We start from the raw sequence: 26,719 nt of genomic DNA on the forward strand, positions 1-26,719 counted from the left end.
TTGATGTCAATAAGCCATGAGAAGGATCTGGTCCCGTGTGTAGTCCAGTCCTGGATGAGATTCGTTCAAGTGGGCACGCACCGCGATGACCAGCTCCTCATCGTCCACCCCATCCAGGAGGATGCCGCACGGGCATGAGACATAGCGGCGCCGATTAACAGTCATGGCACCAGGACCGCGCTGCTCATGGGCTCGAGCCCCGGGACCATGCCCATGGCTACTTCCCAGGCGAGAGGCTGGCGTAGTTTTGCGCGCAATTGCACGAACTCCTGGCGCCGTTCGAAGGCCAAGGCCCCGGCGAGGAAACCTCCCTGACGGAAGAGGAAAAGTGATCCGTTGTCATTCTGGCTGGAATACACTTGTTCCCCTCCGGACTGATGTCCGGCCCACTGCACCCTTTGACCATGTTGGTCGGACCAGAAGAAGGGAACAGTAGCGCAGGGCACCAGTGGTGATCCCTCAAGATAGTTCACCGCGTTCAGTCCGGCTGCTCGCCCTTGTTCGGCTGCGGTGGTCCAGTGCTCAATGCGCATGGCTGCATCGAATCGTTTATTGGGCCACCGGACGGCGTCACCTGCGGCGAAGACGCCCCGGGTACTCTGCAGATATTCGTCTGCAAGAATGCCGTTTTCCAGTTCGATACCCGAATAAGCCAACCAGGAAACGGCGGGCCGCACCCCGACTCCCACCACAATCACATCAGCGGCAACTTCACGGCCATCACTAAGCTTCAGGAATCGACGGCCGTTCCGTTCGATGGTGCCCGTTGCGCCCAATCCAAAGAATGTTTCCACTCCCTTGCCTCGATGCAGGTCCTCGTAAACCCTGGAAACTTCTTCACCGAAGCGGATAAGCGGGTGTTCGGAGAGATCGATCAGGGATACCTTGCGGCCGTCCCCGATCAAGGTCGAGGCGAATTCTCCACCAATGAATCCTGCACCCACGATGGCCACGGAGCGACGGCGATCGTTGAGGGCTTCGCGGAGTCCTACGGAGTCTTCAAAGCGCCGCAAGACGAACACGTCCCGTTCCCCATCGAATATTGGAGGCATGATCGGTTGACATCCTGTGGTGATGATTGCTGCCCGGTATTTGATGTCGCCACTGCCTGTGGTCACCACCTGACGTTGCGGGTCAAGGGCCGTGGCCGTGTCTCCGAGTCGGAACTCCACGCCGCTCTCCTGCAGAGCGCGCGCAGAGGGGTAGATCAACGCTTCAATGTCAACGGATTCCTTCAAGGGGATCTTCGACAAGGGGGGCAATTCATAGGGCAGATGCTGCTCGGCACTGACCACCGTGACCTTCAAGCCCGGTGCCCGGCGGCTGACGGTCTCAGCCGCCCTAAGTGCCGCCGTCGATCCCCCAACAATCACAATGTCGGTAGTGGTTTGGACCATGGCCTGTCTTTCTGTTGTGAGTTTGCGTGAGGTGAATCACTGCTTTCCTCTACTCTGTGACCGCAGTTGGTATTGCACAAATACCAATTAATTCCGCTAGGCATCTATTTGATGTATGCCTAGGGAGATGTCAGGGCGTCACCGTTAAGCGCGGCGGTGAGGAGGCCCCGGAGGCCTGTTGCTGTCAATGGACGCGGGTTGGCATATTGATTGTGGGTTGCCAGTTCGACGGCCGTGTCGATGTCTTCGTCGGTGAAGCCGAGTTCACGCAGAGAACGCGGACCGCCCAGGTTCACAGCGAGTTCACGTATGTGGCGGGCAGGATTCTGTGCCCCAGTGGCCCGCTGCAAAGCAGCGATGGCATCGGGAGCATGCCCGGCATTGAAGTTCAGCGCATAGGGCAGCACTACCGTATGGGTTTCAGCGTGGGGCAAGTTGAAGGTCCCGCCGAGGATGTGGCAGAGCTTGTGGTGCAGCGACATCGTGGTCGCTCCCAGAGTGGCACCACAAAGCCATGCCCCGTACAGCGCATCTGACCTGGCCTGCGCATGGGCTGGATCCTTGACGATTTTCGGCAAGGCGTTGAGCATTGCACGGGCTCCTTCCTCTGCCATGAGCGAGATGACAGGAGATCCGTCAGGGGCATAGAGCGCTTCCACCGCATGGGCTATCGCATTGAAACCGCTGGTGACGGACATGCCCACCGGAAGGGTCAGCGTAAGTTCCGGGTCATAAATGACGCTTGTAGGCAACACCCGCGGGTCACGGCCGGTCTTCTTTTCGCCGTCGGCTGTCAGCCCCCAGATCGGCGTCATTTCCGATCCGGCGTAGGTGGTGGGCACGGCGATGATGGGGGCGCCAAACTCCAAAGCTATTGCCTTCCCAAGTCCCGTGGTGGATCCACCCCCTACTGCTACATAACCATCGGCATCCGCTGCCCTTGCTGCATCACGTGCCCTGTGGGCTGATTCAATCGGGACGTGCATCTCGGCTTCGGCGTGCACCCCGGCGCTCAACTCACCCAATTGCCTGGATACGTTCCTGGCCAGATCTTCCTGAAACGGAGTGGACAGGACCAGTACACGCCGCAGGCCCAACGCACGGACCTCCTCGGGGAGAGTCTTGAGCGACCCCGCGCCGAAAGTTACCCGCATCGGCAGGGCTTCATAACGGAATTCCTTCACCGGACTACCTCCTCGGATACTTGGAAACGTGAGCTGGGAGATTGGCTCTCCGGGTGCAGCAGAATGTCGATGACTCCCTCGATGAACGGAGAATCCACCCCAAACTCCGCGGCCGCCGCAGGGTCCTCGTTGGGGGTGAAGGATTTGATGAGGCTTTCCTTGACAGCGAAGACCGCATCCGAGTCGATGTATTCGCTTCCCCCAATGAAGATGTGGGTCGTCAGCTCCTTGAAACCCGCCGCGGTGACAATGAAGTGGATATGGGCTGGACGGTAGGGGTGTCTTCCACTGGCCTTCAACAGACCTCCAACCGGACCATCGGTTGGAATCGGATAGAAGCTCGGTACAACGCTGCGGAAATGGAACGCACCGTTTTCGTCGGTACGGAAGAGTCCCCTGCCGTTGCCGACGCTTTGAATGCCCGGCTGCTGGACGTCATAGAAGCCGGTGGTGTTGGCCTGCCACACGTCGATCCGGGCATTGGGGATAGGCAGTCCGGTGACCGAGAGGACCCTCCCCCTGACAACGCACACGTCACCATCGCTTTCGGAAGAAATGTTGTCGCCCAGATGCCGTTCGGGTGATTCGACCATATGGAAAGGCCCGAGGACGGTCGAATCCGTAGCATCCGGGGTTTCCTGATCGTTGATCGTCTCCACCAGCATGGAAACTCCCAGTACGTCCGAAAGCAGGATGAACTCCTGGCGCACGTCATCGCACTTCCGGCCTGTAGCGGTAAGGAAGTTGATTGCCGCTTCCCATTCGGAAATGCTGGGACTCACCTGACGAACGAAGTTGTGAAGGTTGCGGGTCAGGCTTTCCAGAATGGCCTTAAGGCGCGGGTCAGCAGTGTCTTTGAAACTGTCGATGACAGCCTCAGTGAGCGATTCCGGACCTAGGTCTTTGCTCATGGAGGACTTCCTTTCAATGGTGTGGTGCTCCAGTTCAGGATGGAAGGAGGGAAGTGATGCTCACCTGCCGACCACCTGCGGCGAACCTTCCGCGTGGTTCCGAAGAAAAGCCTGCAGCGCGGTTGCGGCCGCCTGTGGTTGCTCCAGTGGAACGAAATGCCCGCTCTCGTGGATAAGGACAAAGCGCGCATCAGGGAGTCGTCCAGCGAGATCCTCGCTCAAAGCCGGCGGCGTAATGATGTCTTCGGCAGCGCCCACCACCAGGGTGGGACAGTCCATGGCGGCCAGTTCCGCGCGTCGGTCGGACCGATGCATCACGGCGAGCTGCTGATCGACGAAAACCTGCTCGCCCAGTTCTTCGGTCATCGCCTCCACAACCCGCTGAACCTCGGGGATCCCCCGCGATACGGCCGGGGCCGTGCGCGTGATCGCTTCCAGAAATCCTCCGGAATTCACGAGCGAGATAAGGCCTTGGGAGTTCTTCCTACGATCCTCCGGCGCGGCGATGGCCGAGGTGTTGAACAACGCCAAAGCCTTGACTCTTCCGGTCTTCCTTAGCGCTATCTCAAGGGCGACATACCCTCCCATCGAAATTCCAACCAGGACAAATTCGTTGGGGGCTGCTGAGAGCACATGGTCCGCCATGGCCTGGATCGTCTGCCCCTCACCACGAACCACCGAGCATTCGAACTCTGCCCCGAGTTCGTCAATCACCGGCTGCCATAGCCGGGAGTCGGCACCCAGGGCCGGAAGCATGATCAGCGGGGGGTGTTTCATCTGAAGTCTCCGTTGCAAGTGGGGTTGGTGGTCAAGATGCTGCTCCGTCGACGTGGAGGACGGTGCCTGAGGTGAATGCAGCTGCCGCTGAGGCGAGGTATGCCACGGCCGCGGCAATCTCGCGGCCGGTTCCTGGTCTGCCAACGGGGATGGCGGCAGAGGTGGCGGCCTTCTCTTCCGCCCCCATCACCTCGAAGGTGTCCCGGACCCGCCCAGTGGTGGGGAGGATGAGTCCAGGAGCCACAGCGTTCACGGTAATCCCGGTGCCACCGAGGTCTTTGCCGAGCTGCTTGGTGAGACTTACGATGCCTCCCTTGGACGCAGCATAGGCCAGCCGGGCGCCTACAGTTCCTGACGGCCCATCGAGGCCATCGGCAACCAGCGACGAGAAATTTACGATCCGTCCGTAGCCGCGCTTCAGCATGACCGGGACAGCCTGCTGCGCGCACAGGAAAGTGCTGGTGAGGTTGCTTTCGATCACTGCACGCCACACCTCGGCGCTCAGTTCCGAGAGTTCACGGACCTTGGCAGTGCCACTGCCTCCAGCCGCGCTGACGAGGACATCGATGCGTCCAAACTCCTCCTCGATACGGGTGAAGGTCTCGGCGACCACTGATTCCTCGGCCAGGTTCCCCGCGTATGTCAGCACTTTGAGCTTCGACGATCTCTCCGAGAGTCGGGCTGCTGCGCTCTGTAGTGCCGACGACGAGACGTCAAGGAGCGCGAGGTCGAACCCGTCGTCCGCCAGGCGATCGGCGATGTCATTTCCGAGGCCACCGCCGCCGCCGGTGATGACGGCAACAGGGCGATGATTCATAGGGTGAGTCATTTGTCCTCCTCCGCCAGGCTGCCGCCGGCGTTTGCTTCCCGGTGATTGACCAGCGCGCGTGCATCGGACGCCAGGCGCGCGAGAATAGCTTGCGCGCGCCGCAGCACCGGGGCGTCCACCATGGCATTGTCAACCTTGACCACGGCTCCCCCGTCGCTGATGGATTTCACAATCCGCTCCGCCCACGCGACCTCGTGGTCGCTGGGACGGAAGACGTGGTGCGTTACGGCGACCTGACGGGGATGAATAAGGAGTTTTCCCGACATTCCCAACTCGAGGGCGGCGTGCAGGTCCTGCGTCAGCGCGGAGTCGTCGTCGAACTTTGGCGTTACGCCGTCCAGGGGACCTGGAAGGCCTTGCGCACGGGAGGCAAGGACCAGTGATGAACGCGCCAGCAACATTGCGCGCTGGTTCGGCTGCGCAGCAATATCCGCCGCGAAATCGAGCTCTCCAAAAGCCAGTCGGGCCACGCCCGGAACACTCGCCAGTGAGTGGGCGGCCACAACGCCGGAGGCTGACTCAATGAGCGCTATGACAGGGCATCCCAGCGTTTGATGGACTCTGGACACGTGGTCCGGGTTTTCGGACTTGGGCACCATGACCCCAATAAGTCCAGGGATGCCCCTCAAAGAAGCAAGCTCCTGGTCCCGCTCGATCCGAACCACGGCTTGACCTGTTCCTGACAACCAGGAGGTGACGGCCAGCAAGGCCGAATCCTTATTGCGAGCGCTGACGGCGTCTTCCAAATCGAGGATGACCACATCAGCCCCGGAAGTTTGAGCTTTTGAGAACCGCTCAGGCCGGTCCCCCGGAACGAACAGGAACGAGCGGGCGCTCTGAAGCAACGCCAAAGAGTCCTTGCTCATGTTGTTTCCAGCACTTTGAACTCTGCCAGAACGCGTTCGGTGTCTTCTCCCACGTTGGGAACCCGACCCATCACAGGCTCCTGCCCGACGAACGTGGCTGGAGGAATCAGGGCACGTAAGGGCCCGACCGGCGAGTCATATTCCCGCCATCTGTTGCGTGCCGTCAGTTGGGGGTGGTCAGCGAAGCCCTGCATATCACGCAGCAGCGCGTTCGCTATCCCGGCCTTCTCAAGCAAGTCCACAACCTCGTCCGCCGTGTACCGGGACAGCCCCTCCTGTATCACCAACGTGAGGTCCGCTCGGTGCTTTACACGCAGGGAATTTCGCGCGAAGCGTTCATCCAATGCGACCATCGGACGGCCAAGGACCCGCTCACAAAAGGTTGCCCACTCACGTTCGTTCTGGATTCCCAGGAACACCTGCTGCGAGTCACCACACGTGAAAGGACCGTACGGGGCGATGGCAGCATGTGATGAACCTGTCCGCTGTGGTGCGGTTCCGCCGTACACCGCATAGTTCATGGCGTATCCCATCCATTCACCGAGCGCCTCGAGCATCGATAATTCGATGGTTGCCCCCTCCCCGGTCTGCCCGCGCTGAAGCAGCGCAGTCAGGATGCCTGAGTACGCGTACATACCGGAGGCGATATCCGCAATCGAAATCCCCACTTTGGATGGGGTCTCTTCAGAGCCGGTAATAGACACCAGACCGGCTTCACACTGCACCAGGAGGTCATAAGCCTTCTTTGACGAATACGGGCCGTCGGCACCATAGCCGGAAATTGAGACGTGGATCAGCTCCGGACGCTCAGCACGCAGGGCATCGGCGCCGAGCCCGAGACGTTCTGCCGCACCCGGGGCCAGGTTCTGCACGAAGATGTCAGCATTGCGAACCAACTCGTGCACGGCATGGTGACCCTCCGGGCTCTTCAGGTCCAAGGCGACTGACTCCTTGGACCGGTTCAGCCAAACAAAGTGGCTCGCCATGCCTTTGACGGTTTCGTCGTACCCGCGGGCGAAGTCTCCCACGTCTGGACGCTCGATCTTGATGATCCTGGCCCCCAAATCGGCGAGTTGGCGTGTAGCAAACGGTGCTGCGACCGCCTGCTCAAGCGAGACGACTGTGATGCCGCTCAGAGGAAGCATGAGGTTAACTCCTGAAGTAGATAATGCCGGCTTGCTGACGAACGCGAAGGCGCCCTATGCGGCAACAAGCGAGGGCGTCTCGAGTGTCTTGGTGAAGTAGAGGACTTCTGCGGCCAGTTCTGGATCGTTGCCCATCCTCCGGAACAGCTCCAGGTCTTTATCCCTCTGAACAGGGTCCGACGAGTGAAAGATCAACCGCTTATTTGCGGTGGCGCGGGGACTGGCCTTGTCAATGAAAGCGGCGCGTCGTAGTTCGGAGTAGGCATCAAGAACCGACTCATCGGCATTTCCCGCAATCACGGCGCCCAATGCCTCGTTCAGCAGGTAGGAGTCGAACAGCCCCATGGTCAGCCCGAAGCCGCCTGTCGGGTTTGTTGCATGGGCCGCGTCCCCGGCAAGCAGAACGCGGCCAAGCCGGTAGGTTGGAGCACTTCGCTGGTGCATACGATAAGGCGCAATGGCATCCAGGGTGGTGCCGGCAGCCACCTCAGGGCCGAATATCTGTTCCAGGAACCGAGGCAGACGGTCCACCACGCCTGCTTCGGGTAGAACGGCATCCTCCATGTAGGTGTAGCGCCACAGCCCGTGGGGCCCGGAATTATCGATCTTCACGATGATTGCTCCGAGAACATCGTCGACGTAGAACGTCGTTTGAGCCCAGCCCTTGCGGTCGTCGGGGAAACGGATGTTGGCGGCAACAAAGCGCTCGGGCCATGTAAAACCTTCAAAAGGCAGGTTCAAGGCATTCCTGACGGCAGAGCCCGCACCGTCCGCACCTATGAGCCAAGGAGCCCGCAATTGGACCGAATTCCCTTCGTGCTCCGCCGTGATTGTCACTGCTGCCTCATCCTGGGTCAGCCCCCTGATCTGGTGGCCCCAGAGGATGCGGACGTTGGGAAATTGCTCAAGGTGGCGAAGAATGATCGTGGCCAGCGCACCCTGGCCGAGGTGCAGGTTGTAGGGGTGGGTTACGCGACCCTCCAACGCCTTCAAACCGTAATTAATGGTTTCACCGGTGTCCCGGACGTGATGGGCGTAATCCTGTTTCAGGAACCCGGCCCGTGAAGCGTCGTCGAAAAGACCGAGACGTTCGAGCCCATCGAGTGTGGACCAGTGGTAGAGAATCGCCCGCGGGGCGTCACTTGGCTCCTTTGAGCGTTCGACGACGGTAACGTCCAGTCCCTGCTGTGCCAGGCCCAGCGCATTGAGCAGACCAGTAGGACCGGCTCCGGCCACAATTACCTGCTGCTGGTATTCCATGATGCCTCCGTTGTAAACCTGCGAAATGACGTGAGCGTCGCTGCCCTCAACCAACGGTCGTCCACATCCGGCCATACATCAAATACCAATTAGTAGAGGTTTCCATATACTGAATGCATGGATCTCAGGAATGTTCGATATTTCATCGCGGTGGCGGAGAACGGTTCCATCACCGAGGCTTCCCAAGCCTTGCGGATATCCCAGCCACCCTTGAGCATGGCTATGGCGAAGCTCGAAAAAGAGCTCGGAGTGACCCTGTTCGACAGGAAGCCCAGGGGCATCGAACTGACCGCCGCGGGCGAGTATCTGCACCATGCCGGACGCCGGCTTCTGGCTGAAGAGCGAAGAATCTCAGACACGCTCAAAGCCATGGGGCAGGGGCTTGCGGGCGAACTCCACCTCGGGTGCGAACCGATGTGCCTATGGCGGATCGGCAGTACCAAAATCTCGGAGTTCCTCTCGATCTACCGAAACGTGACCCTGGACCTGACAGACGCCAATCCCAAAGTGCAGCTGGACCGGCTGGCCGATGGCACCCTTGACCTGGCAATCATGCCCATAGTGGCCGAGGAGCCGCTGCAACCCATCAACGGAGTGCATTTCGACATCAGGGTTGTGGATGAACTGCCGTTGACGCTCATCGCACCCAGATCCTGGGGCCTTTCGGAAACCGCGCCAGTGGACGTTGCGACGCTGACGGATGCCACCTGGATCCTGCCCGCCCGAATTCCGGGAGTGCGCATCCTCTGGCGAATCTGGGCCGACAAGTTCTCATCTTCGGGGGCAAACCCGACAGAGGTGATCCAAGTACCGACCGTCATGACTGCCGCACAGTTGGTGGGTGCCGGAGTCGGAGTATCCCTCTCCAGCTTGGAGATGGCCCGCCTCCACCCGGATGTCGCACAAATTCCTGTGGTTGGGGGCTGGCCCAACGTGCCAATTGCCATCGTCACGCGACGGGAAGGCGTAGTAACTCCGGTAGCTGAGAGGTTTGCAGCCCTGTTTTCCGGCGATCAAACCCCCGTATAAGCGAATAGCCTTTCGCTCTCGAGCCGATGCGGTTCCGATCTCAGGTATATGCGGAATAGATGGGTATCCCCGAATTTAGGTATTTGTGAAATGTCGCGGCCGGCAGCAAGGTAGACCTTGAAACACCGAGATGGTCGCCGCACCCCTTGCCCGGAAACCCGGGCTGCTCCGGCCCGATAATTCCGAGGAAGGGCAACCCCATGATTAAAGTCAACGTGGACCTGCAGCGCTGCGATGCCAACGGCACCTGCGCAGCCTTAATGCCGGACGTGTTCCAAATAGAGAAGGATGGCACGCTGGTACAGCTGGCTTCCGACGTCGAAGACGATCGCGAAAGGGAGCTTGAAGAAGTCATCCTTTGCTGCCCGATGGGAGCGATCTCGCGGTCATGACAACCACAGTGCCAGCATTCGACCTCTTCTCTCCACAGGCAACCGACCACCCGGGCGGCGCACTTCCCGATGGAGGAATCGCGGTCGGATCCGATGGTTACGCCGTTCTGTCCTACCAACTCTCTACCGAGGTGCTGCGCAATCCACGGTTTGCCAACTCAGCATTGCGGCTGATGGAAGAGTTCGGCATCAACGACGGCTCCGTCCACGGATTTCGAGCCCGCAGCATCATCATGCAAGACGGAGCCCAGCAACTGCGGTTGCGCACTCCGCTTGCCCGTTTCATGGGCCCGGCAACCGTGCAGAACACCCGCGACGTCCTCACGGACATCGTGACAGGCATCTTCAACGACCTCGAGGAAACGAAGCCGGTGGATTTCCATGCCGGGGTTGATCGCAGAATCCCCTCCTTGGTCTACTGCCATTTAGCGGGAGCTCCGCAATCCGACGCACCCAAGGTACAGGAATTGTCAGAACGGACATTGGCGCTTCTGGCCAGGGATCCCAGTCTGAAACCCGACATCCTCGCGGCCTACGACGAACTGTTCCTGTACCTCAACGATCTGATGGAGCGCAAGCGTGGTCTGGGCCTTGGCGACGACATGCTCTCCCACCTGATGACACTCGCAGACGAGGGAAAGCTCACCGCACAGGAACTGTTCGACGAGGCAACCTCGATGCTTGAAGCAAGTTCCGTGAACACGGGCCACCAGATCGGCCTCGTCGTCTGGAATTTGCTGCTCAACCGGGAAGTCTGGGATCAAATTGTTGCCGACCCTACGTGGATACCTAGCGCAGTGGTGGAAGCGCTCCGCCTGTATCCCCGGACCGGCGTTATCAGCAAGATTGCGACTGAGGACATGGAGGTTGGCGGGGTCACCATCCCGGCCGGCGCCGATGTGCACGTGGCCGTCTGGTCAGCCAACCGAGACCCTGAACGGTTCGAAAACCCCAGCGAATTCGTCCTGGGCCGCGAGCGAAACCAGCCACTCACATTCAGCACGGGCCCGCACAACTGCCTGGGTCAAGGACTGGCCAAGGTGGAAATCGAAGAGGTCGTCTCACACCTCGCGCGCCATTACCCCCAGGCCAGCGTCGTCGAATCCGAATCAGCCATAGGCCAGACCGCCGGGCGGTGGACGATTAAGAAACTAACCGTCGATCTTGGCCCCAGAAGCTGAGGTCATTCATGTCAACTGAATCCCCCTCCGAACCATCCATCACAGAAGTTCTCTCCGAATACTGGGCCGGAACCACCTACGACGACCTCCCACGGGATGTGGTTTCCGCTATGAAAGACCACATCCTCGACACACTGGCCGTGGCTATGGCCGGTATCCCCTCGGAGGAATCCCGCCGTGTCCGCAATGCCCTCTCCGGCATGTCAAACGGTGGTCCATGCCTCGTCTGGGGCACCCGGGAACGGCTGAACCCGGCCCACGCGGCTCTTGCCAATGGAACCTCGGCCCACGCACGGGACTTCGACGACGGCGGCGGACCAGGACACGCCGGCTCGGCAACTTTGCCAGCCGCGATCGCTGCCGCAGAACTGGTCGGCGCAAGCGGCCAGGACTTGATTGTCGCCGCCTGTGCGGGCTATGACGTCAGTTATCGGCTCTTGCAGGGCATCGGCGGATTTGCCGCGCATACCGACCGGGGCTGGCACTCTACGGGCACATTTGGCACCTTTGCTGCGGCTGCGGCGTCCGCAAAAATCCTGCATCTTGACGCGGCCACCTTCGCGAATGCACTCGGCGTTGCAGGCTCATTCACTGGAGGGGTCTGGGCCTTCATAGAAGATGGCGCCTGGACCAAGCGGGTGCACCCAGGCAAAGCCGGCGAGTCAGGAATCGACGCAGCGTTTTTGGCCCGAGCTGGCATTACCGGCCCTCATCGGCTCTTCGAGGCTCCATGGGGTGGGATTTTTGCCACCTATGGGGACGGCCGGGGCTTCCCGGAACGGGTCACCGCAGGTCTTGGTGAGATCTTCAACGTCTCCACGTCCTATCTCAAGCCCTATGCCTGTTGCCGAGGCAGCCACTCAGCGGTTGACGCGGTGCTGAAGCTGATCGCCGAACGCGATCTCCAACCCTCCGATGTACTCTCCATCACCGTGACCGCGGGCGAAACTGCGATCAACATGCTCAATGTTGACCCCATTGAGACCGTGTTTGATGCCCAATTCAGCTTGCCCTACGCCATCAGCGTGGCGCTGGAGAACCGCTCAGTAGGGTTGGAGCAATTTGACCCACCGCGCATTTCGGAACCCCGGATCCAAGAGACCTTCGCCAAGATCTCGATGGTGTTGGACTCCTCGATCCAACTGGAAGACGGGCCCCGCCTCGATTTTGACCAGAAGTCCGGCGAAAAAATCACGCTCCTCGCCGGAAACCCCACCGATGCCAAAGGCTCCGAAAAGAACCCCATGACCCACGCTGAGGTCGTCGCCAAAGCACAGGCCCTTCTGCGCCCCTATGGCAACGAGGCCGCAGCGCAGCTAATCGAGGCGGTGGAGAACCTGGATTCAGCATCCACCCTCGACAAACTGATCAACGCCCTCAGCGCAACCCCTCTACCCATCTGGAGTGAGACTCACTATGACAACAACTACCTTGACCGAGCGGGTCGAACGCACTGAACTCATCGCCGCGGAACCCGTTGAATCCCTTGCGGCCGCACTGGACATAGACGTCCCCTTCGACGAGGGCACAACAGTCCCCCCGCTCTGGCACTGGCTCTACCTTCTGGAGCGCAACCGGCAGAGCGAACTGGGGCCGGATGGTCATCCCACTGTGGGTATTCCCGCCCCACCTGGGCCCGGGCGGCGCAGGATGTTTGCCGGGGGTCGCGTCTCCACCTTCGGCCAACTCAAGATCGGAACCCCGGCCACAAAAGTCATTGCCGTGGCCGGATCAGTCGAGAAGGCGGGCCGCACCGGGCCACTGACATTCACCACCGTGCGCCACGAGATCTTCCAAGCCGACGAGCTGGTGATCCGCGAAGAACAGGACATTGTTTACCGGGCCCCTGGTAGCGGCTCACTGCCCAACCCGCAAACACCGCCGCCCCCACCCGGGGGCGCTGTGCTGGAGCAAGCCGCCGATGAACGCCTGCTGTTCCGATTCTCCGCACTGACGTATAACGCGCACAGGATTCACTACGACCTCGACTGGTGCCTGAATGAGGGCTACGACGGACTGGTGATCCACGGGCCTCTTCTGGCTCTGATGATGGGCGAGCACATGCGTCGTGAAGGAATCGACCTGATGGGTAAAACCTTCAGCTACCGGCTGGCCTCCCCGATGACCAAGCCCCAGACATTCTCGATCGTCCCGGGGCCGGATGGCCTGGCCAACGGCGCCGAGGCGCGCAGCGCTGGAGGAGCAATCTGCGCAGTCAGCAGTTTGTCAGGGATCTAGCAGGCCGGAAGAACAAGATGGCGTTGCTACAACGCTACGCCCTGACCCTCCCCTATGACTTGCCCCTTTTTCCTGTCCATAAACTTTGCCGAAGCTGCGCAAAACCAGGGGAACTCTTGATCCAGCTGCAGCATGGTTGAACCAGCAGGATGCAGGAGGAGCCATGAAGCGCATAACAGCCACCCCTAACTTTGGCGGAGCCCCCAAGGGAAGCTCACCGGTCAAAGTGTCGAGCGGAGCCGCACATCCGACGACGGGGTGCAGGACTCCCTCCGAGACGGACCCTCGACCCAAATCTTGTGGCTCTGGCATTCAGGAAACGTGCCGCCAACTCTGGCCCGACTGCCGTGACTGAAGGCTTTCCGGAAGCGTGCCACAGACTCGAGCCCGAGTCCCCCCGGATCCGATCAGACGAGCCAGCGCCACCAGCGTGACTGTTCCCGTTCCGGCGCCGGTTCCGGCTCTGGCTCTGGCTCCTCACCCAAGGCCAGCGCGGCCTCGGCGATGTCCTCCGCAGTGAGCGTCATGACGGCCTCACGATCAAGCGCGTCGAGGCTTTGTTCCTCGTCGAGCGACAGCCGCAGCGCCTGGCGATTGAGCGCCTGCTCGAACAGCGTCCGGGCGAACCGTGCGTTGCCGGAGTCCTCGCCCGCGTGGAGGCCCGTAAGGATGCGTCGCAGCATCTGGTCCGCGCCCGGCTCCAGCGTGTACTCGTGTTGGGCCAGCATCTGGTGGAAGATCGTCTGGAGTTCGTCGACGGAGTAGTCGGGGAACGTGATCTCGCGAGCGAACCGGGAGCGCAGTCCAGGGTTGGAGAGCAAGAAGGATTCCATCAGCCGCGGGTACCCGGCCACGATCACCACGAGGCGGTGGCGGTGGTCCTCCATCCGCTTGAGCAGGACCTCGATCGCCTCTGGACCGAAGTCAGTCCGGCCGTCCTCCGGTGCCAGCGCGTAGGCCTCGTCGATGAACAGGACGCCGTCCAGCGCACGCCGGATCACCCTGTCCGTCTTGATAGCGGTCGCACCCACGTACTGCCCCACCAGACCCGAACGGTCGACCTCCACCAGGTGCCCTTTCTGCAGCAGACCGACTGCGCGATACATCTCCGCCAGGAGCCGCGCCACGGTCGTCTTGCCTGTGCCCGGGTTTCCGAGGAAAACCAGATGCTGGGATGTTGCCACCTCTGGAAGGCCATGCGCCTTACGACGGGCCTGGACCTGGAGCAATGCGACCAGGCCCCGCACCTGTTCCTTCACGGTCTCCAGCCCAACGAGCGCGTCGAGTTCGGCCTGCACCTCTGACAGCGGCCGGGCCGGCCCGGGCCTTGCCCCGATGAGATCGCCCACCAGGTCGTCGACTCGCTCCGAACCGGGCAGCTTGAGCTGATTGGCCAGATGACCGATGGTTTCACGCAGGTCATCAAGCGGACTGCGGCTGGCAGCCATACATCAACTGTAGTACTCGATTTCCACGGGGGTGAGGTTGGCCCGAGCGGTGCCAACTAAGTCATCCCTCTCGGACCGCCACCAACCGCGCAGATGGCAGTGCTCTCCCGTCCTTAGTCTTACTGGCGACTTCGGCTTGTGTTTCTTCATCACTCTCGCCACTCTCTCCTCGTGAAGCGAACTTTTAGGGAACGTTCCCAAGATTCATTGAGATTAGGCGCCCTGCACCGTCGAGGTCAAGGGATTCCGGATGAGTTCCCAGGTTCCGGGCAGTCTCCCCTCGCGGACCTCAGGAGACGGGGCTGCTTCTCACCGGCACGGAATCGCTCAAAAGTGACATCAAAAAAGGGTATTGACGTGGCCTGCATCACGTCCCTAGAATTTTGTTCAGCAGATTTGGGAACGTTCCCCAAAGTCGCAACTACCGCATCCGTCCCCACTAGTGGATCTTGGCCGACGTTGCCGCCAGACCTCTTCGGGCAAAAGCGAAATCAGATGACAGGAAGATCATGACTCTCAGAATCGGCGTAGACACCGGTGGTACCTTCACCGACCTTTGTGCGTTCGATGAGGCGAACGGACAAGTACACGTCCGTAAGGTCTCATCGACACCCGACGATCCCGGACGCGCAATTGTGCTCGGCATCCAGGAACTGCTCGAACAAATGGGCGGGCGCTCAATCGAGGAGGTTACCTACCTCGCGCACGGCACCACAGTGGGCACGAACGCACTCCTGACTGGGCGCGGCGTGCGCACAGGGCTTATCACGACCAAGGGCTTCCGGGACCTGCTGGAACTCGGACGCGGTCGGCGCCCGCACCTCTACGATCTGCAGGCCGACAAGCCGGAGCCTTTCGTTCCACGTGACCTTCGTCTGGAAGTGACCGAGCGCGTACGCCACGACGGACGCATCGAAACGCCTCTGGACCTCGATGAAGTCCGGGCTGCCGTGCGGGAACTGAAGGAACAGCAGGTTGAATCCATTGCGGTCTGCCTCCTCTACAGCTACCTACGGCCAGAGCACGAGCAGCAGATAGCTGCTGTCATCGCTGAGGAATTCCCTGAGGCGTATGTGTCCCTGTCCAGTGACGTTCTCCCCGAGTTCCGTGAATACGAACGCCTTTCCACCGTCGTCACGAACGCCTATATCGGCCCTGTGGTGGCAAACTATCTCGGTCGCCTGCGTCAGCGCCTTGCCGAGAACGGACTGAAGTGCATCCCGCACGTGACCCAGTCCAACGGTGGAATTATCCCCTTCGCAACGGCCGAGAAGATGCCGGTCCGTCTGGTTCTCTCCGGACCGAGCACCGGTGTTGTGGGCGCCGCTGCAATTACCAGCGCGGCAGGTAGCCCGGACATCATCACGTTCGATATGGGTGGCACGTCCTCTGACGTCTCCCTTGTGCAGAATGGCGAACCCAAGGTCACTTCCGGCATGGAGCTGGACGGCCGTCCGATCCGGTCCCCCATGCTGGACATCCACACTGTTGGTGCTGGCGGCGGTTCAATTGCCTGGATCGATAGTGGTAACCACCTCAAGGTCGGCCCGGCGAGCGCCGGTGCCTTCCCCGGCCCGGCCTGTTACGGAAACGGACAGGATGCCACCGTGACGGACGCCAACGTGGTTCTCCAAGTCCTCAATCCGGAGTATCTCCTGGACGGCCAGCTGAAGATCGACGCACAGGCCTCCCACAGGGCGGTCAAGGCTATTGCAGATCCCCTTGGCATGAGCGTTCCGGAGGCGGCGCAGGGCATTATCCGGGTAGTCACGGCGAACATGGCACGGGCCATACGTGTCATCTCGGTGCAGCGAGGTTACGATCCCCGTGATTACGCCCTTGTGCCGTTCGGTGGCGCCGGCCCGCTGCATGCTTCCCGGCTGGCCATTGAGCTGGGTGTGGACCGCGTCGTGGTGCCGGAAACGCCGGGCGCCCAGTCCGCGCTCGGGCTGCTCATGACGGATATTCGCAGCGATTTCATGCGCACCCAGATCACGCATGTATCCCCTGAAAATGCGGAAGACATCGCTAAGATCTTCGCTGAACTCTCCGACCATGCCTCGGACTGGTTTGATGAGGAAGGGATTGAAACAGAACGCCGGAGCGTCGTCCGTCGGCTGGAAATGCGGTACGCGGGGCAGAACTATGAACTTCCTGTCGAGCTCCCCGAAGGCGACATCGATGCCGCAGCGATCGCCGGCATTACCGAAGGCTTCCAGCGCGCGCACGACCGCATGTACGGCTACAGTGCCCACGACGAGTCCGTGCAGGCAGTGACCTTCCGGCTTCAGGCCATCGCAGACGTCCCCCGTGCCGAGATCGTACGCGCTGCCGCCACCGGACGGAAGGCGCAGGACGCCGTCGTCGCCCATCGTGACGTCTACCTTGCCGAAGAAGGCGATTACGTCTCATGCCCGGTCTACGACCGGCGCTTGCTCGACGTCGGCCACCGCATCGTGGGACCTGCCGTCATCGAACAGATGGACACCACAACCCTCTTGCTTCCCTCCGATGTCTGCGTCGTCGACGACGTGCGCAACCTCGTCATTGAAATCCGAAGGAGCCCCAATGAATAACAAAACCACGCAACAGCTCGACAGCGTTCTTGCAGAAGTCATCGGCTCCGCGCTTGCGACCGTCGTCGAGGAAATGGGCGAAACGCTTGTCCGCGCCGCCTACTCCACCAACATTAAGGAACGCCGGGATTGCACGGCTTCCCTCTTCGACGCCAAAGGGCAGGGCATTGCCCAGGACGAAGGCGGATCGCCCCTGCACCTCGGTTCACTGATGGGCATCGTGGACGGCATCCTGAGCCGCTATCCGTTGGACGAGATCAAAGACGGTGACACCTTCATCGGCAATGATCCATTCAGCGGCGGCGGATCGCACCTGCCTGACATCGTTCTGGCCACGCCGGTTTTCGTCGATGGTATCTTGACCGCCTGGGCGGCAAACCTCGCCCACCACGCCGACTTCGGCGACCGCGGTCATGCGCACATTTTCCAGGAAGGCCTGCGCATCCCGCCGGTCCGTCTTATCCGTCAAGGCGTGCTGCAGGAGGAGATGCTCAACCTGATTCTCCTGAATTGCCAGGTCCCGCACGAGCGGCAGGCAGACCTGCGGGCACAACAGGCCGCAAATCGCCTTGCATGCCAGCGCTACAAGGACCTCTGCGATCGCTACGGCCGGGAAGTCATGGTTCAGGCAGGCGAAGATCTGCTCGACTACACCGAACGCCGCACCCGGGCAGCGATTTCGGCCATGCCGGACGGCGAGTACTCCTTCCGGGACAAGTTCGACTGCCCGGAACTGGATGACGAGCTGGAACTCCAAGTGCGTATCGTGATCGACGGCGAGAACATCTCGTTCGACTTCGACGGAAATCCCCCGCAGGTCCGAGCAAGCGTCAACGTCGTCTGGACTGCGCTGTACGCCTCGGTCTACTACTCGCTCAAGAGTCTGATCGACGCCGACATCGTCCCCAACGCGGGCCTGTACCGGCCCGTGAAAATCGAGGCGCCGCTCGGATCCATCATCAACTGCCAGGAACCAGCAGCGGTCAACGGCCGCAGCGAAACATGCCAGAGGATCGTTGACCTCATCCACGGCGCGTTGGCCACGGCCGTCCCCAAGCGGGTCACCGCAGCAAGCAATGGCGCCAACACCGGTGTTCACTTCTCCGGACGGAACTCCCGCACTGGGCGAGAGTTCGTCTATCTGGAGACCATCGGCGGCGGATGCGGGGCCCGCGCTACCAAGGACGGCATGGACGGTGTCCAAGTCCACATGACCAACACCTCCAACCTGCCGGTCGAAAGCCTCGAGGCCGAGTACCCACTTGTCATTGATGCCTACGAACTGATTCAAGACTCCGGCGGCGGCGGGGAACACCGCGGCGGCCTCGGCATCCGCCGTGCAGTTCGTGTTGAAGACCCCGACATTCATTTCTGGCTCGATACAAGCCGTCAAAAATCCCGTCCGTGGGGACTCGACGGCGGACTGGCCGGTGAGGGCGCGCGGGCGGTCCTCAGCGAGGGGGCACAGCCCATCAACCACGGATACACGGTCCTGCAGACCGGCGATCGCGTAGCGATCGAAACAGCCGGAGCCGGAGGCTACGGCCCACCGGAACTCAGGAATGTGGATGAGGTCGCCCGAGACCTCGCAGAGGGAAAGATTTCAGAGGCATTTGCCCGGGAGGTCTACCCAGAGCAGTTCAGTCAAATCACCAGCGGACATTCGGAGTCCGCCCTCACCTCTAGGAAATAACATGGCAAATACAGCCAGCGCCACGGCCCCCGTGGCTGCAGCCACCCGGCGTCGCGTTTTCATCTCGACCATGCTCGGCAACGTCGTCGAGTACTACGACTTCACGTTGTATGGGACCCTGGCAGCAATCATCTCAACCCAGTTCTTCCCCTCCGGCGATTCGACCGCCGCCCTCCTGGCCGTGTACATCGGCGTCGTCCTCTCGTATGCCATCCGACCCATCGGGGGGCTGATCCTCGGCCCGCTCGGTGACATCAAGGGTCGAAAATTCGTTCTGATCTTGACCATCGCCCTGATGAGCATCGGTACGGCCGGTATCGGTTTCCTGCCGACCTACGCAGCCATCGGTGTTGCGGCGTCGGTACTGCTGATGCTGTCCCGTCTTTTGCAGGGCATTGGTGCAAGCGTGGAATACACAACTGCTGCCAACTTCCTCTTTGAGCATGAGAAAGGCCGTCGGCCCAACTTCGTCGCGGGCGTGCTGAACTCGACGGCCTCGGTGGGATCGTTCCTCGCCGCAGGCATCGCCTACATCTTGAGCGTTGCGATGCCCGGCCACGCGTTCGCGGACTGGGGTTGGCGCATCCCGTTCCTGCTTTCCATTCCGATCGCGTTCATTGGTGTCTACATGCGTAACCATGTAAGTGAAACACCTGAGTTCCAGAAGGTTCTCAAGGAAGCCGCGACCGAGAAGGTCAAGCAAACCCCTCTGCGTACTGCTCTGCGTTACCACTGGGCAGACATGCTGAAGGTCATCGGTCTTGGTGCGGGCCAGCGCATCGGCTCGTACACAATCCAGGCGTACTTCGTAACAGCACTGATCACCGCGGGGTTCCCGGCATCCCAGGCATTGCTCGCCTCGATGCTGACCTACGCCGTGGGTCCCATTACCAGCATTTGGGGCGGCTCCCTCGCCGACAGGTTTGGTGCCCGTCCGGTACTGCTGACGGGTTACGGGCTCTTTGTTGTCCTTACCGTGCCGGCCTTCTTCGCGATCGGCGAGAAGTCGATCCTCCTGGCAACAGTCAGCGTCATCGGTTTCACGTTGATCAACAACCTGGTTGCTGCCCCGCTCAGCGTGGCCTACGTCCTCAGCTTCCCCCCGGAAGTACGGTCCACGGCATCTGCACTGAACTTCAACGTCGGAACGTCCTTGATCGGCGCCACTGCCGGCCTCGTCGCTGTGTGGCTGTTCTCCATTACGGGTTCCAACGTGTCCTTCGGCTGGTACATGACCGTCGCGTGCGTCGTTTCAATCCTCGTGACTGTCTTCGCCCTTCCCAAGGCACTCCAGCACAGCAAGACGGCGATCAATCCGTCGGCGGCCCCAGCCGTGAGTTAGCAGTATGCAAACCTGCCGGGTTCGGTCCCACTCATTCCGAATGAGACCGAACCCAGCCTCAAGAATCCCGGAGCCCGGGTGGGCCGCATCCATGATTGGAAAAGCAGTGATCAGATCAAACGTCCGCAAGGCGGCTGCGACAGCAGTGGCAGCCATGCCTGCCCAGACCGACCGGTCGGCGGTGCTCTGATGGCTGCAACACCGATTCGGACCGCCATTGTTGGATTCGGAGTGTCAGGCAAGGTCTTCCATGCGCCTCTGATCGCCGCGGACCCGGACTTTTCCCTGGACGCCATTGTCACAGCCAACGCAGAGCGTGCCCGCGAGGCCGCCCGCCTCTACCCGGCGGCAAGAGTTTTTGCCGGCGCGGACGAAATATTTGCTTCCGCGGATGACTTCGACCTGGTGGCCGTGTGCACACCGCCTTCCACACATATGGACCTCGCGTCCGCAGCGATCGCCCAAGGTCTGCACGTGGTGGTGGACAAACCATTCGTGCCCACCTCGCAGGAAGGGGAGCGCCTTCTCGATCTGGCATCCCGTGCAGGGGTGCAGTTGTCCGTCTTCCAGAATCGTCGATGGGATGCTGACTTCCTCACTCTTAAAAGGCTCGTTCGCGGCGGAGATCTGGGTCAGGTCCATAGCTTCGAATCCCGTTTCGAGTGGTGGCGGCCAGAGGGCTTCGGCAACTGGCGCGATGCGGCGACGCAGGCCGAAGGCGGTGGCCTCCTTCATGATCTCGGCGCCCACCTGATCGATCAGGCCATCCAGTTGTTTGGCCCGGTCCTGGACACCTACGGTGAAACGGCTAACCACGGGCCCAACCCTGAAGGGGGCGAAAGCGAAGCATTCGTGTCCCTCCTGCACGAGTCGGGAGTTCGTTCCAGGCTCTGGATGAACGGCATGGCCGCCCGGACGGGACCTCGTTTCCACGTCCTCGGTTCCTCCGCCGGCTACACCAAATGGGGTTTGGACAGCCAGGAGACGGACCTCGCTGCCGGGGTTCTGCCCACGGATCCTTCCTTCGGCGTCGAAAACCAAGAAGCGTGGGGCATTCTCGGCACGGGCAGCATGGAAACAGCAATCCCCGCGGAGCGGGGAGCGTATCCGCGCTTTTACACGCAACTTGTCGAATCCATCCGAGGTACCGGCCCGCTTCCTGTGGATCCGCGCGAATCCATTGAAGTGCTTCGGATCATCGAAAACATCCACTCGTCCGTCAGGGGTCTCTCGTAGAGACTCCAAGCCGGGCAGCCAGCAGACAACAAGAAGAACGAAGAAAGTAAAGAATCATGTCCTCCACGTCTCCCAAGAAGCACGTCATTGTCATCGGCGGCGGCATCTTTGGCGCTTCCACGGCCCTGCATCTCGCCCGCGGCGGTGCCCAGGTGACACTTGTGACCGCCGGGTCCCTCGCAAACGGGGCGTCCGGCCGTTCGATTGCATGGCTAAACTCCTCCGGTGCCCGCTCGGCCGAATACCACTACCTGCGGTTGTTGGCCATTGACCGCTACCGCACTTGGACTGCGCACCACCCGGAAAGCCGCCACTACATCCAGTTCAACGGCGCCATGAAATGGGCCGCTCCGGGAAAAACCTTCCGGGATACCTATGCATTTGAACGCCATCATGGGTACGAGTCGGTTTGGGTCGAGCAGGCGGACGTAGCAGCAGTCGCGCCGGACGTGAACGCCGAGGCCGTGGCCGAAGAAGGTGCCATCTTCAACCCCGGTGAGGGCTGGGTGAATATGCCGGACTTCATTCCAGTGCTGGTTGCAGAGGCCGTGGCCACGGGAGCTGATGTGATCAGCGACGCCGGCGACGTGCGGGTCGACGTGCAGGATGGGATCGCGGTCGGTGTGATCCTCGGCAGCGGGACGCGGTTGTTTGCTGACGAAGTTGTGCTCGCTACCGGCGGTGACGTTCCGGCCCAGCTCGCCGCCCTTGGCGTCACGGTTCCGGACAGGACCACGGCCGCATTTGTGCTTCTCACCGATCCGGTCGATGTAGAAGTCAAGACAGTGCTTAACACCCCGCGTGTTGCGGTGCGCCCCACGCCCGATGGCCGTCTTGTGCTCGACTCGGACTGGGCAGAGCAGACGGTATTGGTCGAGGACGATGGTTCGTTCACTGTGCCGCGGGAGTCGGTGCAGGGCCTGCTGGAGGAAGCTTCAAAGGTACTCGCAGGCAACCCACGCCTGACAGCCCACCGCGTCGCCGCGGGGCTCAAGCCGATCCCAGGTGACGGGTTGCCGGTGGTTGGATCCATTCCAGGGATTCCGGGCTTGTACACAGTCTTCAGTCACTCCGGCGCTACTCTCGGTTTGATCCTCGGGGAATTGCTGGCAGAGGAGATCCTTACAGGCACTCCCTCCCCCGTACTTGAGTCCTTCCGACCGGACCGCTTCGGTTCCAACGATCCTGCGCACGAAGCCCTGGGCACGGGAGCGTGGGAACCGGTAAGGCAGTAGAAGACCAAGCAGGACGTACAAGGGTCAGAGAGGCGGTGGACGCAAGGTGTCCGCCGCCTCTGGGCTTAGGGCCGGTGCGGCGTGACAGGGGCTGGCTACAGTGGGTATAAAGTCTGGTAACGATCCCAAATGGACCAAGGAGGAACGCGACTATGGCCCAGCCCGTCTCGGAGTCAGTAACGATCATAGACGTGGCGCAGCTGGCAGGGGTGTCAAAATCAACCGCGGCACGGGCGCTGGCTGGATACGGTTCCGTCAGCAGTAAGGCGCGGCAAGCTGTCGAAGCTGCAGCGGACACCCTGGGGTACCAGGCCAACGCCCTGGCCAGAAGCATGATCACCGGCAAAACCACAACGGTGGGTGTCGTCATTCCGGACATCAGCAATCCTTTTTTTGCCAACGCCGTCAGGGGCATCTCGACCGCCGCCCGTGAAGCGGGATATGACGTGCTCCTTAGCAGCACCGAAGGGGAACTGGGCTTGGAGCGTCGGGCAGTATCGGTGCTTGCGGGAAAAAGGGCCGACGGCGTCATTGTCGCCCCGGTTTCGAATGAGGACACAGCCCATCTGGAGGAGTTGGAGGCTAAAGGAATTGCTGTCACCCTCCTCGACCGTCCTGCGCCGAACGTCACATCCGCGTCCTACGTGGCAGTGGATCACGTTGGAGCGTCTGAATTGGCCGTCCAACACTTGCTTGACCTGGGGCATCGGAACATCGGCATTGTCACGGAAGCGACAGCGCTGCTACCTGAGCAGATCCACCCTGAGGTCGCTGCATCTCTGCGCCCCGCAACTGCCCGCCTACTGGGCTACGCCATGGCGCTGCGGGGCGCAGGAATTCGTTATGATCCGGCGTTAGTGGCTTCAAGTTCCTATTCGCGACACTCCGCTGGAGACGCAGTCCGCTATCTTCTCAAGTCCAAACCCAGCATCACAGCCCTCTACTGCACCGATGCCGAGATGAGTGCCGGCGCCTTTGCCGCGCTCCAGGACATGGGTATCGACTGCCCAGGTCACCTGTCCTTGGTCGGCTTCGATGATCAGGACTGGGCCACCCTGGTACGTCCTCGACTCACTGTCGTGGAACAGCCCAGCTATCAGCTGGGAAGGACGGCTTTCAAGGAGCTGACCGCTTCGATGCTCACACCAAACGAGAGACGGCGCAACCGTATCCTGGGCGGCCGTCTGGTGGTTCGCGAATCCACGGCCAGGAGCCGCTCCGCCTGATACTGAAAATCACAATGCGACTCCCAATCCAGAGGGATGGCAGGTGCTGCTGCCATCGGAGAATCCGCCCCCATGGCAGCAACAAAGCATCTAACGCGAAGTCCTTGACTTCCCGAGTAATGGGGTCTACTGCTTGGCATGTTGAATGCATTCCCACATCCAAGGAGCGGACATGGAAGCCAACGGCTATGGAGTTGTGCACTTCTTCCCAGGAGGCACACAGGACCAATACGAGGCATCAATTGCTGCCGTCCACCCGGGGGAAGGGCTCTTGCCCGAGGGGCAGACCTTCCACGCTGCGGGTGCCTCGGAGGGAGGTTGGACCATCATGGCCGTCCACGAGTCGAAGGAGAGCTGGGAGAAATTCCGTGATGGCATCCTCCTTCCCCGGATGCAGCAGGGAATCGATGGCGGGTTTGCAGCGCAGCCCGAGGAGACCGTGATCGATCTGTACAAGGTCATGCCCTAGCAGCTCGAAGCTCGACTTGTGTCAGCTCCGAAACCCGCGGAGCTCCAAGAGCCGGTAGGCCCTGAGTTCATCGAGCATGCGCAGAGCCTACCGGACGTCTTGGACCGCCTAATCGGTCGCGTTGGCGAGCCTGGCTGCCAGCGTCCTGACGTGCTCGACAAGCTCTCGGGGTTCGTGCACCTGGAAGTCGAACCCTTTGGTTGTCACGTAGATGGCCAACTCGTCCAGCGAGTTGGAACCGGCCCGCAGGGTGCAGCTGTGCTCGTCGATCGGCTCCAGCGCCCCGGTGGTGGGGGCAATCCGCTCCGCCGCGGTCTCGGCGCTGACATGCAGGGTGAACCGAGCCTGGTAGCGGTAAGCCGACGTGGAGATCGCCCGCGAGGTATAGCCGCTGATATCCGGGTGAGGCGGGGTGCGCGGAGTGAACCGGGGCCCGGTGGGCGTGCGCGGATCGAGGCGGTCCACGCGGTAAGTGCGCCAGTCCCGGCGGTCGACGTCCCAGCCAATGAGGTACCAGCGCCGGCCCGCGTGCACCACCCGGTGCGGCTCGGTCGTGCGGATGCTGCTGGTTCCGTCGTGGGTGCGGTAGTCGAAGCGAAGGCGCAGCGAGTCACGGCAGGCGGCGGCGATGGCCGTGAGCGTGCTCGGGTCGACGGTGGGGCCGGAGCTGGCCATCGGCACGACCATCGACTGCAGGGCGTTGATCCGGTGGCGCAGCCGGGACGGAAGTACCTGTTCGAGCTTGGCCAGTGCCCGCACTGAGGTCTCCTCGATGCCTGTAATCGACCCGCCGGCGGCCGTGCGCAGGCCCATCGCGACCGCGACGGCTTCGTCGTCGTCGAGCAGCAGCGGTGGCAGGTCCGCGCCTGCGCCCAGCCGGTAACCGGCGGTGCCCGCGGTGGCCATCACCGGGTAGCCGAGGCCGCGAAGCCGGTCGATATCGCGGCGCACGGTACGTGGAGTAATCTCCAGCCGCTCGGCCAATTCGGTGCCGGACCAGTCGCGTCGGGTCTGCAGGAGAGAGAGTAGTCGCAGCAGCCGTGCCGAGGTTTCCCACATGATTTGAAGTCTGCCATAGTCCTAGGACCGAATCTGACCTAACCGGTTCCTAGAGTTATCGGCATGGAGAACAACACAGAGATCCGGCCCTTCACCATCGACATTCCCCAGGTTGACCTGGACGACCTGCGGGACCGGCTCGCCAGAACCCGGTGGGCCGCGGACCTGCCCAATGTCGGCTGGAGCCGCGGGGTGCCGGTGGGCTACCTCAAGGATCTGGCCGAGTACTGGCGCGATGGCTACGACTGGCGCGTCTACGAGCGGGAACTGAACAAGTACCCACAGTTCACCACCGAGATCGACGGACAGAACATCCACTTCCTGCACGTCCTCGCGCCCGAGCCGGACGCGCTGCCGCTGATCCTGACCCACGGCTGGCCCGGCTCGATTGTGGAGTTTCTGAATGTCATCGGCCCGCTGACCGACCCCAGGGCACATGGCGGAGATCCGGCGGACGCGTTCCACCTGGTGATCCCGTCGATCCCCGGCAGCGGATTCTCCGGACCCACCGGCGAGGCTGGCTGGGACACCAACCGGGTGACCAGGGCCTTCGCTGAGCTGATGAACCGGCTCGGCTATGACAGCTATGGCGCGCAGGGCGGGGACACCGGCGCGGTCATCTCCCCGGGGCTCGGCCGGCTCAACCCCGACAAGGTCGCCGGCGTGCACGCGAACGGGCTCTCTGCGTTCACCGAGGTCAACCCGGACGAGGCGGGAGAGCTGACCGAGGCCGAGCGGGCGAGGCTGGATCACCTGCAGTACCTGAAGACCGAGCAGTCCGGCTACATGATGATCCAAATCACCCGGCCGCAGACCCTGGCGCACGGGCTGCACGACTCCCCGGTCGGGCAGTTGGCCTGGATCGTGGAGAAGTTCAAGGAGTGGACCGATCCGGCCGCCGAACTGCCCGAGGACGCGGTGGACCGGGATCTGTTACTCACCAACGTGATGCTCTATTGGCTGACCGGCACCGCCGGGTCCTCGGCCAACTGCTACTATGAAACCGCGCACGCCGGAGCCTGGGGCGCGAGTGAACGTTCCAAAGTGCCGACCGGGGTCGCGGTGTTCCCCATGGACGTGTCGATCCGGCGCACTGTCGAGCTCGAACACACTCTCGTGCACTGGTCCGAATTCAGCCGCGGCGGCCACTTCGCCGCCATGGAGGCCCCCGACCGGCTCGTCGACGACGTCCGGGAGTTCTTCAGGAAGCTGCGCTGAAACCACTG

General features: G+C 61.5%; 24 protein-coding genes. 13 read left to right on the plus strand and 11 right to left on the minus strand.

The features are described 5' to 3' along the window. Positions 1 to 6 precede the first annotated feature (6 nt). The 9 genes from AB4Z15_RS01800 to AB4Z15_RS01840 all read right to left on the minus strand — a co-directional run bounded on the left by AB4Z15_RS01800 (position 7) and on the right by AB4Z15_RS01840 (position 8,369). The gene (locus AB4Z15_RS01800) at positions 7 to 165 is read right to left on the minus strand and encodes a hypothetical protein (RefSeq protein ID WP_431114909.1); all 159 of its coding nucleotides are present in this window, start codon (positions 163 to 165) and stop codon (positions 7 to 9) included. Continuing rightward, positions 162 to 1,397 (minus strand): NAD(P)/FAD-dependent oxidoreductase, encoded by a 1,236-nt coding sequence (locus AB4Z15_RS01805; protein ID WP_442015777.1) that lies wholly within the window; start codon positions 1,395 to 1,397, stop codon positions 162 to 164. Before AB4Z15_RS01805 ends, AB4Z15_RS01800 begins: the two co-directional genes overlap by 4 nt. 119 nt (positions 1,398 to 1,516) lie before the next feature. After that, positions 1,517 to 2,581, minus strand: a complete 1,065-nt coding sequence (locus AB4Z15_RS01810; RefSeq protein ID WP_442015778.1) for a maleylacetate reductase — start codon at positions 2,579 to 2,581, stop codon at positions 1,517 to 1,519. Next, a complete protein-coding gene (locus AB4Z15_RS01815) occupies positions 2,578 to 3,492 on the minus strand; it encodes a dioxygenase family protein (RefSeq protein ID WP_442015779.1) in 915 nt (304 codons plus the stop codon). Before AB4Z15_RS01815 ends, AB4Z15_RS01810 begins: the two co-directional genes overlap by 4 nt. 60 nt (positions 3,493 to 3,552) lie before the next feature. After that, positions 3,553 to 4,269, minus strand: coding sequence for an alpha/beta fold hydrolase (locus AB4Z15_RS01820; RefSeq protein ID WP_442015780.1), 717 nt, complete (start codon positions 4,267 to 4,269; stop codon positions 3,553 to 3,555). A gap of 31 nt (positions 4,270 to 4,300) precedes the next feature. Then, entirely contained in the window at positions 4,301 to 5,098 is a 798-nt protein-coding gene (locus tag AB4Z15_RS01825; protein ID WP_442015781.1) for an SDR family oxidoreductase, read from the minus strand. Further along, the gene (locus AB4Z15_RS01830; RefSeq protein ID WP_442015782.1) at positions 5,095 to 5,964 is read right to left on the minus strand and encodes an HpcH/HpaI aldolase/citrate lyase family protein; all 870 of its coding nucleotides are present in this window, start codon (positions 5,962 to 5,964) and stop codon (positions 5,095 to 5,097) included. Before AB4Z15_RS01830 ends, AB4Z15_RS01825 begins: the two co-directional genes overlap by 4 nt. Further along, positions 5,961 to 7,109: a CaiB/BaiF CoA transferase family protein gene (locus AB4Z15_RS01835; protein WP_442015783.1), complete on the minus strand. Its 1,149-nt coding sequence runs from the start codon at positions 7,107 to 7,109 to the stop codon at positions 5,961 to 5,963. Before AB4Z15_RS01835 ends, AB4Z15_RS01830 begins: the two co-directional genes overlap by 4 nt. Positions 7,110 to 7,163: 54 nt before the next feature. After that, on the minus strand, positions 7,164 to 8,369 hold the full coding sequence (locus AB4Z15_RS01840; protein WP_442015784.1) for an FAD-dependent oxidoreductase: 1,206 nt from the start codon (positions 8,367 to 8,369) through the stop codon (positions 7,164 to 7,166). Between the two features lie 117 nt (positions 8,370 to 8,486). Between AB4Z15_RS01840 and AB4Z15_RS01845 the strand changes: the two genes are divergently transcribed. From AB4Z15_RS01845 to AB4Z15_RS01865, 5 genes are all read left to right on the plus strand, one after another. After that, complete coding sequence (locus AB4Z15_RS01845; protein WP_442015785.1) at positions 8,487 to 9,398, plus strand: LysR family transcriptional regulator; 912 nt, start codon at positions 8,487 to 8,489, stop codon at positions 9,396 to 9,398. Positions 9,399 to 9,598: 200 nt separating this feature from the next. Next, positions 9,599 to 9,790 carry a ferredoxin gene (locus tag AB4Z15_RS01850; RefSeq protein WP_442015786.1) on the plus strand — a complete coding sequence of 64 codons (192 nt, stop codon included), beginning with the start codon at positions 9,599 to 9,601 and terminating at the stop codon, positions 9,788 to 9,790. After that, positions 9,787 to 10,971: a cytochrome P450 gene (locus AB4Z15_RS01855; RefSeq protein ID WP_442015787.1), complete on the plus strand. Its 1,185-nt coding sequence runs from the start codon at positions 9,787 to 9,789 to the stop codon at positions 10,969 to 10,971. The genes AB4Z15_RS01850 and AB4Z15_RS01855 overlap by 4 nt, the downstream gene beginning before the upstream one ends. An 8-nt stretch (positions 10,972 to 10,979) precedes the next feature. After that, positions 10,980 to 12,428: an MmgE/PrpD family protein gene (locus AB4Z15_RS01860; RefSeq protein ID WP_442015788.1), complete on the plus strand. Its 1,449-nt coding sequence runs from the start codon at positions 10,980 to 10,982 to the stop codon at positions 12,426 to 12,428. Next, on the plus strand, positions 12,388 to 13,209 hold the full coding sequence (locus AB4Z15_RS01865) for a mesaconyl-C4 CoA hydratase (RefSeq protein WP_442015789.1): 822 nt from the start codon (positions 12,388 to 12,390) through the stop codon (positions 13,207 to 13,209). The genes AB4Z15_RS01860 and AB4Z15_RS01865 overlap by 41 nt, the downstream gene beginning before the upstream one ends. 407 nt (positions 13,210 to 13,616) lie before the next feature. Here the strand turns inward: AB4Z15_RS01865 and AB4Z15_RS01870 are convergent, their stop codons facing one another. Beyond that, on the minus strand, positions 13,617 to 14,657 hold the full coding sequence (locus AB4Z15_RS01870) for an AAA family ATPase (protein ID WP_442015790.1): 1,041 nt from the start codon (positions 14,655 to 14,657) through the stop codon (positions 13,617 to 13,619). Between the two features lie 509 nt (positions 14,658 to 15,166). Between AB4Z15_RS01870 and AB4Z15_RS01875 the strand changes: the two genes are divergently transcribed. The 7 genes from AB4Z15_RS01875 (at position 15,167) to AB4Z15_RS01905 (ending at position 24,434) form a co-directional block, all read left to right on the plus strand. Beyond that, on the plus strand, positions 15,167 to 17,233 hold the full coding sequence (locus tag AB4Z15_RS01875) for a hydantoinase/oxoprolinase family protein (RefSeq protein WP_442015791.1): 2,067 nt from the start codon (positions 15,167 to 15,169) through the stop codon (positions 17,231 to 17,233). Continuing rightward, on the plus strand, positions 17,226 to 18,926 hold the full coding sequence (locus AB4Z15_RS01880) for a hydantoinase B/oxoprolinase family protein (RefSeq protein ID WP_442015792.1): 1,701 nt from the start codon (positions 17,226 to 17,228) through the stop codon (positions 18,924 to 18,926). Before AB4Z15_RS01875 ends, AB4Z15_RS01880 begins: the two co-directional genes overlap by 8 nt. 1 nt (position 18,927) lies before the next feature. Further along, positions 18,928 to 20,268, plus strand: coding sequence for an MFS transporter (locus tag AB4Z15_RS01885; protein WP_442015793.1), 1,341 nt, complete (start codon positions 18,928 to 18,930; stop codon positions 20,266 to 20,268). Between the two features lie 189 nt (positions 20,269 to 20,457). Beyond that, a complete protein-coding gene (locus AB4Z15_RS01890; protein ID WP_442015794.1) occupies positions 20,458 to 21,504 on the plus strand; it encodes a Gfo/Idh/MocA family oxidoreductase in 1,047 nt (348 codons plus the stop codon). A gap of 56 nt (positions 21,505 to 21,560) precedes the next feature. Further along, positions 21,561 to 22,739, plus strand: coding sequence for an NAD(P)/FAD-dependent oxidoreductase (locus AB4Z15_RS01895; protein ID WP_442015795.1), 1,179 nt, complete (start codon positions 21,561 to 21,563; stop codon positions 22,737 to 22,739). Between the two features lie 152 nt (positions 22,740 to 22,891). Further along, a complete protein-coding gene (locus AB4Z15_RS01900) occupies positions 22,892 to 23,965 on the plus strand; it encodes a LacI family DNA-binding transcriptional regulator (RefSeq protein WP_442015796.1) in 1,074 nt (357 codons plus the stop codon). Between the two features lie 172 nt (positions 23,966 to 24,137). Beyond that, positions 24,138 to 24,434: a hypothetical protein gene (locus AB4Z15_RS01905; protein ID WP_442015797.1), complete on the plus strand. Its 297-nt coding sequence runs from the start codon at positions 24,138 to 24,140 to the stop codon at positions 24,432 to 24,434. Positions 24,435 to 24,542: 108 nt separating this feature from the next. Here AB4Z15_RS01905 and AB4Z15_RS01910 read toward each other — a convergent pair whose 3' ends face one another. After that, entirely contained in the window at positions 24,543 to 25,493 is a 951-nt protein-coding gene (locus AB4Z15_RS01910; protein WP_442015798.1) for a helix-turn-helix transcriptional regulator, read from the minus strand. A 63-nt stretch (positions 25,494 to 25,556) separates the two neighbouring features. Between AB4Z15_RS01910 and AB4Z15_RS01915 the strand changes: the two genes are divergently transcribed. Next, positions 25,557 to 26,711, plus strand: a complete 1,155-nt coding sequence (locus AB4Z15_RS01915; RefSeq protein WP_442015799.1) for an epoxide hydrolase family protein — start codon at positions 25,557 to 25,559, stop codon at positions 26,709 to 26,711. The last annotated feature ends 8 nt before the right edge of the window (positions 26,712 to 26,719 follow it).

Source organism: Paenarthrobacter sp. 2TAF44, assembly GCF_052114885.1.
Lineage (GTDB): Bacteria > Actinomycetota > Actinomycetes > Actinomycetales > Micrococcaceae > Arthrobacter.